The organism is Roseofilum capinflatum BLCC-M114 (assembly GCF_030068505.1).
GTDB lineage: Bacteria > Cyanobacteriota > Cyanobacteriia > Cyanobacteriales > Desertifilaceae > Roseofilum > Roseofilum capinflatum.
Genome location: NZ_JAQOSO010000096.1, coordinates 21647 through 35163, shown reverse-complemented (window position 1 = coordinate 35163; position 13517 = coordinate 21647). Strand labels below are relative to the sequence as shown.

Annotated in this window: 14 protein-coding genes and 1 pseudogene; 7 read left to right on the top strand and 8 right to left on the bottom strand. The window is 46.7% G+C overall.

Annotation, left to right across the window (positions count from 1 at the left end; translation table 11 throughout):
* Positions 1 to 26 precede the first annotated feature (26 nt).
* Entirely contained in the window at positions 27 to 146 is a 120-nt protein-coding gene (locus PMG25_RS18340) for a transposase (protein WP_283768341.1), read from the top strand.
* A gap of 70 nt (positions 147 to 216) precedes the next feature.
* Here the strand turns inward: PMG25_RS18340 and PMG25_RS18335 are convergent.
* Positions 217 to 513: pseudogene (locus PMG25_RS18335) on the bottom strand (C-3',4' desaturase CrtD); the annotation flags it as partial.
* A gap of 144 nt (positions 514 to 657) precedes the next feature.
* On the opposite strand from PMG25_RS18335, the gene PMG25_RS18330 reads away from it, so the two are divergent.
* Entirely contained in the window at positions 658 to 1353 is a 696-nt protein-coding gene (locus PMG25_RS18330) for a hypothetical protein (protein ID WP_283768339.1), read from the top strand.
* 204 nt (positions 1354 to 1557) lie between these two features.
* Here PMG25_RS18330 and crtD read toward each other — a convergent pair whose 3' ends face one another.
* Positions 1558 to 3090 (bottom strand): C-3',4' desaturase CrtD, encoded by a 1533-nt coding sequence (gene crtD / locus PMG25_RS18325; protein WP_283768338.1) that lies wholly within the window; start codon positions 3088 to 3090, stop codon positions 1558 to 1560.
* Positions 3091 to 3308: 218 nt separating this feature from the next.
* On the opposite strand from crtD, the gene PMG25_RS18320 reads away from it, so the two are divergent.
* The 5 genes from PMG25_RS18320 (at position 3309) to PMG25_RS18300 (ending at position 5017) form a co-directional block, all read left to right on the top strand.
* Complete coding sequence (locus PMG25_RS18320) at positions 3309 to 3635, top strand: hypothetical protein (protein ID WP_283768337.1); 327 nt, start codon at positions 3309 to 3311, stop codon at positions 3633 to 3635.
* 458 nt (positions 3636 to 4093) lie between these two features.
* On the top strand, positions 4094 to 4318 hold the full coding sequence (locus tag PMG25_RS18315) for a DNA adenine methylase (RefSeq protein WP_283768336.1): 225 nt from the start codon (positions 4094 to 4096) through the stop codon (positions 4316 to 4318).
* A gap of 18 nt (positions 4319 to 4336) precedes the next feature.
* The gene (locus PMG25_RS18310) at positions 4337 to 4540 is read left to right on the top strand and encodes a type II toxin-antitoxin system HicB family antitoxin (RefSeq protein WP_283768335.1); all 204 of its coding nucleotides are present in this window, start codon (positions 4337 to 4339) and stop codon (positions 4538 to 4540) included.
* Between the two features lie 65 nt (positions 4541 to 4605).
* Positions 4606 to 4761 carry a type II toxin-antitoxin system HicA family toxin gene (locus PMG25_RS18305; protein WP_283768334.1) on the top strand — a complete coding sequence of 52 codons (156 nt, stop codon included), beginning with the start codon at positions 4606 to 4608 and terminating at the stop codon, positions 4759 to 4761.
* Between the two features lie 31 nt (positions 4762 to 4792).
* The gene (locus tag PMG25_RS18300) at positions 4793 to 5017 is read left to right on the top strand and encodes a DUF433 domain-containing protein (protein WP_283768333.1); all 225 of its coding nucleotides are present in this window, start codon (positions 4793 to 4795) and stop codon (positions 5015 to 5017) included.
* Between the two features lie 231 nt (positions 5018 to 5248).
* Here PMG25_RS18300 and PMG25_RS18295 read toward each other — a convergent pair whose 3' ends face one another.
* From PMG25_RS18295 to PMG25_RS18270, 6 genes are all read right to left on the bottom strand, one after another.
* The gene (locus tag PMG25_RS18295; RefSeq protein ID WP_283768332.1) at positions 5249 to 6886 is read right to left on the bottom strand and encodes an acetolactate synthase large subunit; all 1638 of its coding nucleotides are present in this window, start codon (positions 6884 to 6886) and stop codon (positions 5249 to 5251) included.
* Positions 6887 to 7055: 169 nt separating this feature from the next.
* Complete coding sequence (locus PMG25_RS18290) at positions 7056 to 8423, bottom strand: NAD-dependent succinate-semialdehyde dehydrogenase (protein ID WP_283768331.1); 1368 nt, start codon at positions 8421 to 8423, stop codon at positions 7056 to 7058.
* Between the two features lie 224 nt (positions 8424 to 8647).
* Positions 8648 to 9856: an L-2-hydroxyglutarate oxidase gene (gene lhgO / locus PMG25_RS18285; RefSeq protein ID WP_283768330.1), complete on the bottom strand. Its 1209-nt coding sequence runs from the start codon at positions 9854 to 9856 to the stop codon at positions 8648 to 8650.
* 257 nt (positions 9857 to 10113) lie between these two features.
* A complete protein-coding gene (locus tag PMG25_RS18280; protein WP_430540977.1) occupies positions 10114 to 11637 on the bottom strand; it encodes a carboxypeptidase M32 in 1524 nt (507 codons plus the stop codon).
* A gap of 152 nt (positions 11638 to 11789) precedes the next feature.
* On the bottom strand, positions 11790 to 12050 hold the full coding sequence (locus PMG25_RS18275; protein WP_283768328.1) for a Nif11-like leader peptide family natural product precursor: 261 nt from the start codon (positions 12048 to 12050) through the stop codon (positions 11790 to 11792).
* 131 nt (positions 12051 to 12181) lie between these two features.
* Positions 12182 to 13372, bottom strand: a complete 1191-nt coding sequence (locus PMG25_RS18270) for a type IV pilus twitching motility protein PilT (RefSeq protein ID WP_283768327.1) — start codon at positions 13370 to 13372, stop codon at positions 12182 to 12184.
* Positions 13373 to 13517 lie beyond the last annotated feature (145 nt).

Genomic DNA, 13517 nt, shown 5'->3' with positions numbered 1-13517 from the left:
CAGAGCTAGAAATCCCCGAAAATATTATGCTTCTATTTCAGCCAGCGTATAGTCCACAAGTGAACCCGATAGAGAGATTATGGCAAGAAATTAAGAAGAAACTGAAATGGCAACTGTTTGACGATATCGACAGCAGTGGAATTTGAAGGATGTTGCGGACTCCTCCTGCCCACCCTACGATGATTGGTAATCATAGCGGTTGAATCAGATTTGATATTACGGGTTTTTGATTGAACTGGACTGGATCTCAATCTGGCGAACCACAGTTAAGGCAGAATAGGATACGCCTGCGGTTCCTTCTCCGGGGTGGGTGGAGTCTCCGACGAGCCACAGGTTACCGATGGGGGTGCGGTTGGCAAAGCCGAAGGGGCCGAAAGTGGTTAGGCGTTGTCCCATACCGCCCACTATACCGCGATCACGCCCGGTAAAATGGGCAAAGGTTCTCGGTGTGGCGGCTTCGAGGTGGATAATGGTCTCTGGATTTAAGTGGAAATACTGACTTAAACGGGCGATCAATCGAAAATATTAACATAAGTTTACATTTTTCTTGCGGAATTACCAGGACAATAAGTGAATTAACTCAGTAAGTTTGGTGTGAGAGTCTGGATAGCCACAGATTGTACACTTGATCACTTCATATGTTATGAAGTAAAACCGATGCAAAATTCAGCTTTCAGTTTATTAACCCTCTCATTAACGGGTCTCACAGTTTTGGGTACGGCCTACTCCTCTTCTGCTGCCATCATCGATTTTACAGGCGGTGATGTTTACTTCTTGAATGGAACTGTTGTTCAAACCACCGAAGGATTGGATCGATTTGAGCAAGTTGATTATTATGTTGAAGATGGGTTCAAATTAGACTTCATGGGGGGTTCTAATAATCCATTTAGCTATCATATTGGAGACTACTACGGCCCTGGAAACGATGTGATCCATGCTCACTGGGAAACAGGGAATTATGGTGAAACCACTGAAATTCGAGTTTCTAGAGTTGATGGTGCAACATTCGACCTGAACTATTTTACCTTGACCAGTAATACGGATCATGGTGGGGGCTGGGCATCGGGTAACGAACAAGCCTATATTAATTCTTCCAATGGCTACTCCGAATTATTACCGTCTAATGATTGGGGTTTTTCCGATCCAAGCGCTCAAGTTTTCCTGGATGGCAACTTTGATAACATTGATTGGTTTTCTTTCACTGTCGGTAATGCAGTAGATTGTTTTGGTATGGATAATTTCTATATCGATGAAGAGTTTCCTGTGTCTACTCCTGAACCCACCAGCCTTTTGACTCTTCTGGCTGTTGGAGGACTCTTTACTGCTGGCTTGCTGAGAAAGAAAAACGCTTAGGCTGCATGAGTTTACGACAATATAGTCGATTCGCTTAACAGTGGGACATAATTGTAGGGGCGAACGGCCGTTCGCCCCTACAGATATCGTTGTTATAGATAAACTGTTGTGTATCAACCTTAATCGAATTAACTATAGTCGTGAGGGATAGGATTGAGAACTCAAGATAGCCCTAGGGTTTTAGCCTATCCCAATAATCACAATTCAGGCTTGTAAGGCCTCAATCTGGCGAACTACGGTTAAGGCAGAATAGGAGACTCCTGCGGTTCCTTCTCCGGGGTGGGTGGAGTCTCCGACGAGCCACAGGTTACCGATGGGGGTGCGGTTGGCAAAGCCGAAGGGGCCAAAGGTGGTTAGCCGTTGTCCCATGCCGCCGACTATACCGCGATCGCGCCCGGTAAAATAGGCAAAGGTTCTTGGTGTGGCTGCTTCGACGTGGATAAGGGTCTCTGGAGTTAAGTGGAAATACTGACTTAAGCGGGCGATCGCCGCTTCGGTAAACTGTTTCTTCAGTTGCTCATAGTCTGCACCGTTCCACCATTGCTCCGTATCCGTAAAGGAAGAGGCGGTAATGGTGGCTTTTCCGTCTGGTGCGCGTCCATCTCCCGGATGACTGACGGAGACAAACAGGGAATTATTCTCCCCAATGGGGCCATCAGTATCATACAAAAATTGTAGGTGGGGCGGGCAATTTTCAGGAATAGCGGCTTGTTCGACTCCCAGATAGACGACAAATGCGCCACTGGGTGAGGGGACTTGCTTGAGGCGCTGGCTATAGCCGTTGGCGTATATTTTGGTGGCTAGATCGTCAGAGTTTAACAGTTGCACTAAGTTGTGAATGGTGACATTGGCCACGACATGATCCGCATTTTCGCTCCAAGTTTCCTCGGTTTTAAGGTTGCGAATACGCACGCCGGTAACTCGCCCATTTTTGGTTTCGATTTCCTCGACGGTGTGGCGCATGAGGAGGGTAGCGCCATCTCGTTCTAGGGAAGCGACGAGGCGATCGCTCAAGACTTGCATACTTCCTTGCAAATGATACAAGCCTTGGGGTTTCTGGGAAACACCCAGAGCGGTTGCAGCATACAAGAGGGCGGTTTCCGTGGTATCCACTTGGGAATAGAGTTTCAGTTGCAGATCGAGGAAGGTTTTCAGGCGATCGTCTTTCCCCACCCCCATCAACCTCAGTGCATCCCACACCGTCAACAGCGCAAACGGCACAGTAATCAACGTATCCGGGCGCATCGCCTGCACTAATTGCCACAAATCCCACCAATCTCGCGGAGGCAGCACCGGATCTCGCCCCTGAAACCGCCAACTGGCTTGAAATAGCGTATTCATCAACTGCCAAAACGGTTCGCTTCCCGGAAACTGTCGCTGCCGTTCCTGTTGCCATTTCAGAGGATCTCGCCACACAGAAATCGGTTCTTTTTCCCCCGGCAAAAACACCGCACAAGCCGGATCGCAAGGCGTTGCCTCCGGTAGCTCGATCTCCAGTTCCTGAAAAATCCGATGATGAATTCCCCCCGGCTCCAAACCCGCCACCTGCGTCGCTCCCACATCAAACGTAAACCCGCGCCGCTTAAACGTCGAAGCACATCCCCCCGGCACAATGGCTTGATCCAGGATCAGCACCGAATACCCCCGACGAGCCAGGAGCGCGGCAGTGGTTAAGCCGCCAATACCCGCACCAACAACGATACAGCGAGGCTTAGAGGAGGAGTGAGACTGAGCCATGATCTGAGCAGTGAACAAGGGAACATTAACGATTGTAACGTTCCGTTAAGTTTTTCGCTTGCTACAATTGTGCCAGAGAGCGTAAAACCATAAATCAGCCATTAATATTCCATTAATATTTATTTGGGATTTGTCAGATTTTTATCAGTATATTATTTATATGCTCATTATTCTTTGGCGTAAAAATTCTTATTATTGGATCTTGTGCATTATTGATAATGATATTTACAGGACGTATTTGGGTAGGAGTAGGAGTATCGGAACAAATACAATTAGATCGCTCTACTCGTACCCTCGACATAATCGAATATAATTGGTGGATTTTCAAAAAATCAGTAAAATCTTATCCTTTTTCCGAGATCAGCGTTCATTTCATTGACACTCAAACTCAAGATGAAGATGGTTATAATGGGTATGAGATAAAGATTATGTTGCCAACTGGATCTGGAATAATCATGGACTATGGTGGTCGAGGCCAGGATGGTCGAGAATCGATCTGGAGAAGATATCAACAAATTTCTAAAATAATAGGGAAAAAAAGTTAATATAACTAATGATATAGATGAAATAATGGATGCTTTTGATGGCCAAAGCGATTGATCTTATCAAAGCTAGAGAAGCGGAAGCGAAAGGAACTCATAAACTTAAATCACCTTCTTGATGAATTGGAGTTCGGATCTGTATCATGATAGAATACGGGAAATCCTCCAATTGCCACTTCATGATTTCAAAACCGCCCCATCTGGTTCAATATCAGGGAAGCAAAAGAACTCTAGCCAGACAGATTCTACAGTTTTTTCCCAACCCAATATAGCAAACCTAAATGAATTATGTAATGGCTGCCCCTCATCCCCCTGCCCCCCTTCGGCTTCGCTCAGGGCAAGCCTTCTCCCGCGGGAGAAGGGGGAAAAAGTCCCTCTCCCGCGGGAGAGGGATTTAGGGAGAGGGCATTGTCTGTTGCACAACTCATTTAGACTAGCTATAGATAGATTAGTGGAGCCATTTGCCGGTACTGCCGCGATTAGTCTTTGTACTGCTGCCGAAGATATTTCATCGCTTTTGGCTAAATGATCTCAATCAACCCCTAATCGAATTACTCAAGCTAGTTATAGAATCTCCCGAACAAATCACAGAAATTTATACCCATTTATCGAGTGAGCAGGATTCTGACTCTATCAGTCATTATGGAGTTGCCGTTACTATCATGGTAAAATATACTGAAGATTAAGTTTTAGAGTCAAACCCTATGAAATGGCGGGTAGTGTTAGAAGTAGATCCTCAAACCCATGATTGGGCGGTTTGGTGTCCAGAATTACCGGGTTGTGTCTCAGCCGGAGAAACAGAAGCAGAGGCATTAGAGAATATTCGGGAGGCTATAGCCCTTTATCTAGAACCAGATAAGATTGAACTGAAATCTGGTGCAATTTTGCGAGAGGTATCTGTAGGATGACTCGTATTCGACGTATGAACGCCGATCAAGTAGAGCGTATCTTAACTGAATAGGGGTTTGAGTTAGTGTCACAAAAAGGAAGTCATCGTAAGTGGAGAAATACTGAAGACCAACTTCAGGCGATTGTCCCTTATCATAAAGGAAAAGACCTCCCTATTGGAACTCTACGCAACATTATGATAAGCGCCAATATTCCAGAAACGGAATGGAAAACAGAGTAGATCAAATTCCTTTTGAAAATCATTAAGAGCAATGAATCAACTTACCCGCATTACAATTAACCCAGAAGTGATGGGAGGAAAACCCTGTATCCGAGGAATGAGAGTCACGGTAGGGATGATTTTAGGTTTAATGGCAACCGGTGCTTCTCATGATGAAATTTTACAAGCCTATCCTTATCTAGAACCTGAAGATTTGAGAGAATCTTTAGCTTATAATGAGTCTAAATTAAGAATTCGTATTTTACCGTTTTCATGAATGATGACTAGCGATCGCACGGTAAAAATCTCATCAGCTTTCAGATAAAATGATTTCTAAACCACCCCATCTGGTTACCTGAACTGATCAAAGACATTCTACTACGGGAGTACGATCGCCTCAACTCCACTACCCAACCTTGGTAACCTGAGTTCGGGTTAAAGACAGTTTACGGCTGATTGGGTGGTAGAACCAAGGTTTCCGCTTCTTCCGAACTCAGGTTAAAGTTGGCTAAATGCTACAACTTAAGCCACCGGCTTTTTTACTAAAGCGGGCATTTTCTCGATAGTCTACAGGACAATCAATCACCGCAGGAACGTCTTGTTCTAAGGCTTCTTTGAGGATGGGCAATAAGTTTTCCGCAGCATCTACTCGGTATCCTTTTAATCCCATGCTCTCCGCTAATTTAACGAAGTCAGGGTTGGTAAACTTAATGAATGCTGATTCCCCATATTGGTCTTCCTGTTTCCACTCAATTAAGCCATACCCCCCATCATTAAAGATAATGGTAACAAAGGGAGTTTTCACTCTTAGAGCGGTTTCTAGCTCCTGACAGTTCATCATGAAGCCCCCATCACCGGTGACTGCGACTACCTTATGATCGGGATACACTAATTTAGCGGCGATCGCCCCTGGAATGGCAATGCCCATGGCGGCAAATCCGTTGGAAATAATACAGGTGTTGGGGCGATCGCAGTGATAATGGCGAGCCATCCACATTTTATGAGCGCCCACATCAGAAATAACCACATCTTCGGGCCCCATCACTTGCCGCAAATCATACACAATTTTTTGCGGTTTCACCGGGAACCCTGGATCGTTGGCATATTGTTCGTAATCTTCGCGAATTTCCGATCGCAGTTGATGAATATAAGGATCGGGTTTTTCCGATCGCTCGCAGCGCCGCAAAATTTCCAACAGCGCATCCGAAATATCTCCCACCACTTCCACTTCGGGAATATAGCTGCTATCAATTTCAGCCGGTTTTGCCCCAATATGAACGATGGGAATGTTTTTATTAGGATTCCATTTTTTCGGGGAATATTCAATCAGGTCATAACCAATGGCAATCACTAAATCCGTGCGATCAAACGCACAACTAATAAAATCCCGTTGCTTTAATCCCGTTGTCCACAAGGATAAGGGATGACTATAGGGAATTGCCCCCTTACCCATAAACGTATTAGCCACCGGAATATTCAAATGGGTAGCAAACTCCGTTAAGGCTTCGCTGGCATTGGCGCGAATCGCTCCATTGCCCACTAAAATCATGGGAAACTTGGCTTTAGAAATCACTAAAGCCGCTTCATTGAGACTATGATAAGCGGCATAGAACTTATCTTTTTTGTCTCGTTTTAAGGGGTCACCTTCTGCGGGCATGTCGGCAATATTTTCCGGTAAATCAATATGGACTGCACCGGGTTTTTCCGTTTGGGCAATTTTGAAGGCGCGGCGCACAATTTCCCTGGTATTGCTAGGGCGGACAATTTGGGTATTCCATTTGGTAACCGCCGTAAACATGGAAACCAAATCCAGGTATTGATGGGATTCAATGTGCATTCGGTCTGTACCCACTTGGCCGGTAATGGCGACTAGGGGAGCGCCATCGAGGTTGGCATCGGCAACCCCGGTCATCAGGTTGGTGGCTCCGGGGCCGAGGGTGGACAGACAAATACCGGCTTTACCCGTGAGACGGCCATAAACATCGGCCATGAAGGCTGCGCCTTGTTCGTGGCGGGTGGTAATAAATTGGATGGTGGAGTTTGTGAGTGCTTTTAGCACTGCCATGTTTTCTTCTCCAGGGAGTCCAAAGATGTATTTAACGCCTTCGTTTTCTAAACAACGGATGAGTAATTCTGCGGTATTCATGGGAAATAGTAATGGGATAGGGGGATGGGGGAGTGGGGGATGGGGGAATGGGGAGATGGGGAGATGAGGAGATGGGGAGATGGGGAAAACACTGTTTTTCCTATTCCCTATTCCCTTCCCCCCTTGGGGGGACACAGGGGGGGTTTCCCTATTCCCTATTCCCTTGCCCCTACTTGATCCAAACGGTTTTGAGGTTGACAAATTCGCGGATACCTTCGACGCTCAGTTCTCGGCCGTAGCCCGATCGCTTAATGCCACCGAAGGGGAGACGGGGGTCGGATTTTACCATACCATTGATGAAGACGGCTCCCGCTTCGAGGTCGCGAATGAGGCGATCGCACTCTTGTTCGTTAGTTGTCCAAGCACTTGCTCCTAGTCCTAGGGAGGTGGAGTTCGCCAGGGTAATGGCTTCGTCGATGTCTTTAACCCGGAACAGGAGGGCAACGGGGCCGAAAAATTCTTCGGTGTCGGCGGGAGTGCCGGGGGGAATGTTGGCTAAAATGGTGGGCGGGTAGTAGTTTCCGGGGCGATCGCTCAGAGCTTGGCCACCGATGAGAACTTCTGCACCTTGACTCACACAGGCTTGCACCAGTTGATCCACTTCTTTCAGGATACTGGGGGTCGCCAGGGGGCCAATATCATTAGCCTCGTCCATGGGGTCACCGATACTGAGTTGCCGGTATTTTTCTACCAGGGCATTTTGGAAACGATCGGCGATCGCCTCCACCACAATAAACCGTTTAGCGGCAATGCAGGACTGACCATTGTTTTGCAGTCTCGCCGTCACCGCAGTAGCCACAGCAGCATCGAGATCGGCGCTCTCTAGGACAATAAAGGGGTCAGTACCACCGAGTTCGAGGACGGTTTTTTTAATGTGTTTTCCGGCAATGGAGGCTAAACTGGCTCCTGCGGGTTCCGAGCCGGTTAAAGTCGCCGCTTTTACTCGATCATCGGCCACAATTTGGGCCACCTTATCCGCACCGACTAGCAGGGTTTGGAAGGCTCCAGGGGGGAAACCGCCTTGGGTAAAAATTTCTTCCAGGGCGATCGCACATTGGGGCACATTAGAGGCATGTTTGAGCAGTCCCACATTACCCGCCATCAGGGCCGGAGCCGCAAACCGGAACACTTGCCAGAAGGGGAAATTCCAAGGCATCACCGTTAAAATAGCCCCCAGGGGATGGTAAGCCACAAAGCTTTGACTGGCATCAGTTTCAGTATAGGTGGGGCTGAGAAACTCTTCGGCGTGATCGGCATAGTAGCGACAAACGAGGGCGCATTTTTTCACTTCGGCGATCGCTTGTTTTACGGGTTTCCCCATTTCTAAGGTAATAATTTTGCCAAACTTTTCCGCTTCGGCTTCCACAATGTCCGCCGTTTGCTTTAACCAAGTCGCTCTTTGGTCAAAAGAGGTCTGCCGATACTCTAAAAAGGCTTGTTGTGCTAAAGCTAATTTCTTCTCTAGTTCAGCATCTGTCAGCGCCGAAAACGTTTGGCAAGTTTCTCCGGTTGCTGGGTTAACAGTGGCAATGCCCATGCAGCTTCTCCCTCAAGTGGATCATGCGATAAAAAAGCCTTTTGCCCGATCGGAGATTGGTCTTTCCGGCAAAAGACTTTTACAGATTGTCTTTATTTAAATTTTAGGTACAATAGATGATTAACACCTTGAAACTCTACAATTTGTATCAATTCGAGAGTGTAGTGACTGCATCTAAAGTTAAGAAATATGTGCGATCGCTCCTAAGATTATAGATGCAGGGATCAGGTATAAGTCATAAGTCCCTGTAGTTCAGGCACTTGTGCCGCAATTTCTCGACCAATTTCCAAAGAAGCCGTTGCCGCAGGAGAAGGTGCATTACACACATGCATTTTTCGCTTATCCTGGAGAATCAAAAAATCATCAACTAGAGCGCCATCAGGTTTCAAGGCTTGAGCGCGAACCCCCGCATGGGTAGGGATTACATCTTCCGCTTGCACTTCCGGAATCAACTGTTGCAGACTATGGACAAACGCAGCTTTACTCAAGGAGCGAATAATCTCTTTGATGCCTTCTTTGCCATGTTTTGCTGCTAGTTTCCACAGTCCAGGATAGGTGAGCATTTCGGCAACATCAGCCAGATCCACATCCGTTTTTCGATAGCCTTCCCGTTTCAAACTTAAGACCGCATTCGGCCCCGCATGGACAGAGCCATCGATCATGCGGGTAAAGTGAACGCCTAAAAAGGGAAATTCTGGGTTGGGAACCGGATAAATGAGGTTTTTGACCAAATAGCGCTTTTCCGGCTTGAGTTCGTAATATTCACCGCGAAAGGGAATGATTTTGGCTTGGGGCTGCACCCCACTCATCTGGGTGAGGCGATCGCTAAATAATCCCCCACAGTTAATCACAAATTTGGCTTCAATTTCCCCTTGGGAAGTTTCGAGAATAATCGTTTCCGCCATCTCCCGCCAGTTTTCCACCTTCGTATTCAGGCGAATATCGCCCCCAGATTCGGCAATCAACTGGGCATATTTTTCACAGACTTGGCGATAGTCAACAATGCCAGTTGTTTTCACCCGAATCCCGGCTAAACAACTTACATGGGGTTCAATTTCCTTTACTTCTTCGGCGGAAATTTTCGCCACTTCTAACTCATTTTCCAACCCACGCTGATAGAGTTTTTCCAATTGGGGGTATTGGTCTTCTGCTGTGGCGACAATGACTTTACCACAAACGTCATGGGGGATATCATACTGTTGGCAAAACTCGACCATGGATTTTGATCCAGCACGACTTAAACGGGCTTTCAAGCTTCCCGGTTTATAATAAATCCCGGAATGAATGACCCCGCTATTGTTCCCCGTTTGATGGAAAGCTAATTGAGGCTCTTTTTCTAATACTGATATTTGGGCGTTGGGAAAACGATTTTGCAATGCCAGGGCTGTGGCTAAACCGACAATTCCGCCCCCAATTATTGCAAAATCATACATAATCGATATCCTCTATAGCAAACCTAAATGAGTTATGTAAGAGCTGCCCCTCATCCCCCTGAAAGTCCCTCTCCCGTGGGAGAGGGATTAGGGAGAGGGCATTGTCTGTTGCACAACTCATTTAGACTAGCTATGTAGCAAACCTAAATGAGTTATGTAATGGCTGCCCCTCATCCCCCTACCCCCTTCTCCCGCAGGAGAAGGGGAGCAGAAGTCCCTCTCCCAAGGGAGAGGGATATAGGGAGAGGGTCTGTTCTTTAGAAGTCGTACAATTGCCGATATTTCTGCTCAATGTAATCCAAAAATGGGGTAACGGTCAAATCGCTACCGGTGACTTTTTGCATTAACTCCAGTGGGGTGTAGACACTGCCAAATTGATAAATATGGTCGATTAACCACTGGTGTAAGGGGGCAAAATGACCTTGGGCAATGTCGTCTTTCAGGTGGGGCAGATCCTGGAGAGCGGCTTGATAAATTTGAGCGCTCATAATGTTGCCTAATGTGTAGCACTGGAACATGGCTCCGAGGGTGGAGGTATACCAATGAACATCCTGAAGCACACCCAGGCGATCGCTCTCTGGACAGACTCCGAGATCTCCCTGATAGCGAGCATTCCAAGCTTCGGGCAGATCCCGCACTTCTAGAGAGCCTTCAAGTAATTCTAATTCGAGGTCAAAGCGAATCATCACATGGAGATTATAGGTGACCTCATCGGCATCTGTGCGAATGAGCGATCGCTCTACCCGGTTAATGGCTCGGTAAAAGCGATCTAAAGCCACATCCTTGAGTTGATCCGGGAATACTTCCTGCAACTGAGGATAAAAATACTGCCAAAATTCCGGCGATCGCCCCACCAAATTTTCCCACAGTCGCGACTGACTCTCATGGACTCCAGAGGATGTACCTTCTGCTAACGGTGTACCTTCTAAACTCCGATCCAATCCCTGCTCATAGAACCCATGGCCCATCTCATGAATCGTACTAAACAGAGCCTCCGTCAGATCGTTTTCCCGCACACGGGTGGTAATTCGCACATCACCAATCGAAAAACTGGTGGTAAACGGATGCAAGCTTTCATCCTGGCGACCGCGATTAAAATCATACCCCACTTGGCGTAGGAGATTGAGAGTAAACTGTAATTGTTTTTGGCGATCGAACCCTTGCTGCACACAGGAAACATCCGGTTGGGGACAAGAGGAAATAGCCTCCACCAATGGTACTAACTTCTGACGCAACTGGGCAAACAACGGTCGCAGAGTTGCCGTAGTCATCCCATAATCAGCCTCTTCAATCAATGGATCGGCAATATGGTCATAGCCAGCAAAAAAACTCGCATACTGGCGAGTAAAATCCAGGGTTTTTTCTAACTCCGGTTGCACCAGAGCAAAATTATCCTCTTCCCTCGCTTTAGCCCAAGCTTCGTAACAGCGACTGCGATGGGCCGAAAACTGGGCCACAAAATCCCCAGGCACTTGTATCGCTCTCTGATAATTCCGGCGAGTGATGCGAATTAAACTCGCTTCTGGGGAAGTATAGTCCCAGCTTTGAGCTTGCTCCTCTAAATCTGACAATAACTCTCCTAATCTAGGGTCTGTCAACTTTTGATGGGCCATTTGCCGCAACAAGGCCATCTGTCGTCCCCTAGCTTGGGCCCCTCCAGAGGGCATATAGGTGGCTTGATCCCAATAGAGTACAGAAACAGCCGCATTAATATCATAGATCTCGGTGACCCGTGCTTTTAGGTCGTCTAATTTAGGGGTTGTGGACTTCAGGGTTGCTATCATCGTTAACCAAAAATGGGGTGAATTTACTGTTAATTGAGCCTTTGAGAAGAGTAACTCCAGGCTTTCCAGAATTTATGATGACACCCTGGATAAAGTTATGCTGTTGACTCAAGCATTAGGTGAAGAGTGAATATAGAGATCGTCCGCACTTACAAAGAATGGGTGGTTTGGTCGCGATCGATCCAATTGACCGTGCGTAACCAATGCCATACTCCCGTTGGTCTACGGGTGTTAATTCCCTTGCTTTCTTCATGGGCAACCTCTTCAAGTTCTCCCGTTTCAAACTGGTATCCCAACTGGTTTACCATCTGAATAAATGCCTGTGGATCGGCCGCTTGTTCCAAAGAGTCTCGTAAATCATGATCTTGATTGACATCCTTTAAAAAGCGCATCACTTCTTCTTTCGACATAACAATCATCTCCTCCTGCTTTTATACCAGACTAGCAACACTTGAGAAGCTTAAGCTATTATTCTGTTACTGTTTATTTTACTGGATCGATCGGCTCCGTAACTGATTTTTTTTCAATCCTAACCAATGACTTACTGCCAATCTCGTGGAGACTGGTGAGCATCATAACCTCCAGTTCTCATTAACCGATCTAACTCACCCGGATCGGAAGAAACCTTTTGTGCTTCCTCAATCGTAATTCGGCCCTCTAAAATCAATTTATACAGAGATTGATTCATCACACACATCCCATCCATTTTGCCTGTTTCCATTAATTGAAACGCTTCATCTTCAGACCCTTTTAATAAATAGTCTTGCATGGCTGGAGTATTGACCAAGATTTCATGGGCCGCTGTCCGTCGTCCATCGGTTGTTGGTAGTAACAATTGGGCAACCACACCTACGAGAGAATCCGCCACTTGAATGCGAACGGCTTGCTGTTCCTCTGCACTATAGAGATTTAACAGGCGATTAATGGCATTAATGGCATTACGAGTATGGAGGGTTCCCAGCACTAAGTGACCGGTTTGAGCCGCTTGCAGAGCAGTATTTACGGTAATGCGATCGCGCATTTCTCCAATTAAAATTACATCTGGATCTTCCCGCAAAACGGCTCGCAGGGCCTGGTAAAAATCATGGGTATGTAACCCCACTTCCCGTTGACTGAGTAAACATTTATGGGAGGGATGCACATACTCAATGGGGTCTTCAATGGTGACAATATGTTTATATTCGCTCTTATTGAGAAAATCAATCATCGCCGCCAATGTGGTTGATTTTCCTGACCCGGTTGGCCCCGTGACTAAAATTAGACCTTGTTGACTACAAATGAGATCCTGTAACACTTCGGGTAAGCCCAATTGCTCGATGGTAGGAATCTCCAAACTAATCAAGCGTAATACCATGGCTCCCCCAGTTAGAGAGTCAAAGCAATTGACCCGACAGCGCACTAATCCTTCATAAAATATGGCTGTATCTAATTCTTTATCTTGGGCAAATTTTTGACGTTGTTCTGGGGGCAGAATATCTTCTAGGTACTGATCGAATTGTTCGGGGGTGACTGGATTTTGCTCTTTGAGCTTCATCATTTTACCCCGGACTCGAAATCGGGTGACCTGTCCCACGCGAATATGAATATCCGAGGCTTTATTGGTGTGGGCGTGCTGTACAATTTTTTTGATTAAGTTTCCCGCTTGAAAGGGTTGAGGGCTTTTGGATGGATGAGGAGGGGGAGGTAAGGGTTTGTGGGGGTGTTGAGTGCGATCGGAATCAGAAACTTTCATGATCTGCTTCTCCTATCTTGAGTTTGCCTATCTTATCCTATTTCTTTTGAAGCTTGCCCTCAATCGATCCTTGATAGTTATAGCGCTTTGCTTGCTTAATGAGATACAAGGGCACAAGATCCCCCCAACCCCCTGCTAGACAAGA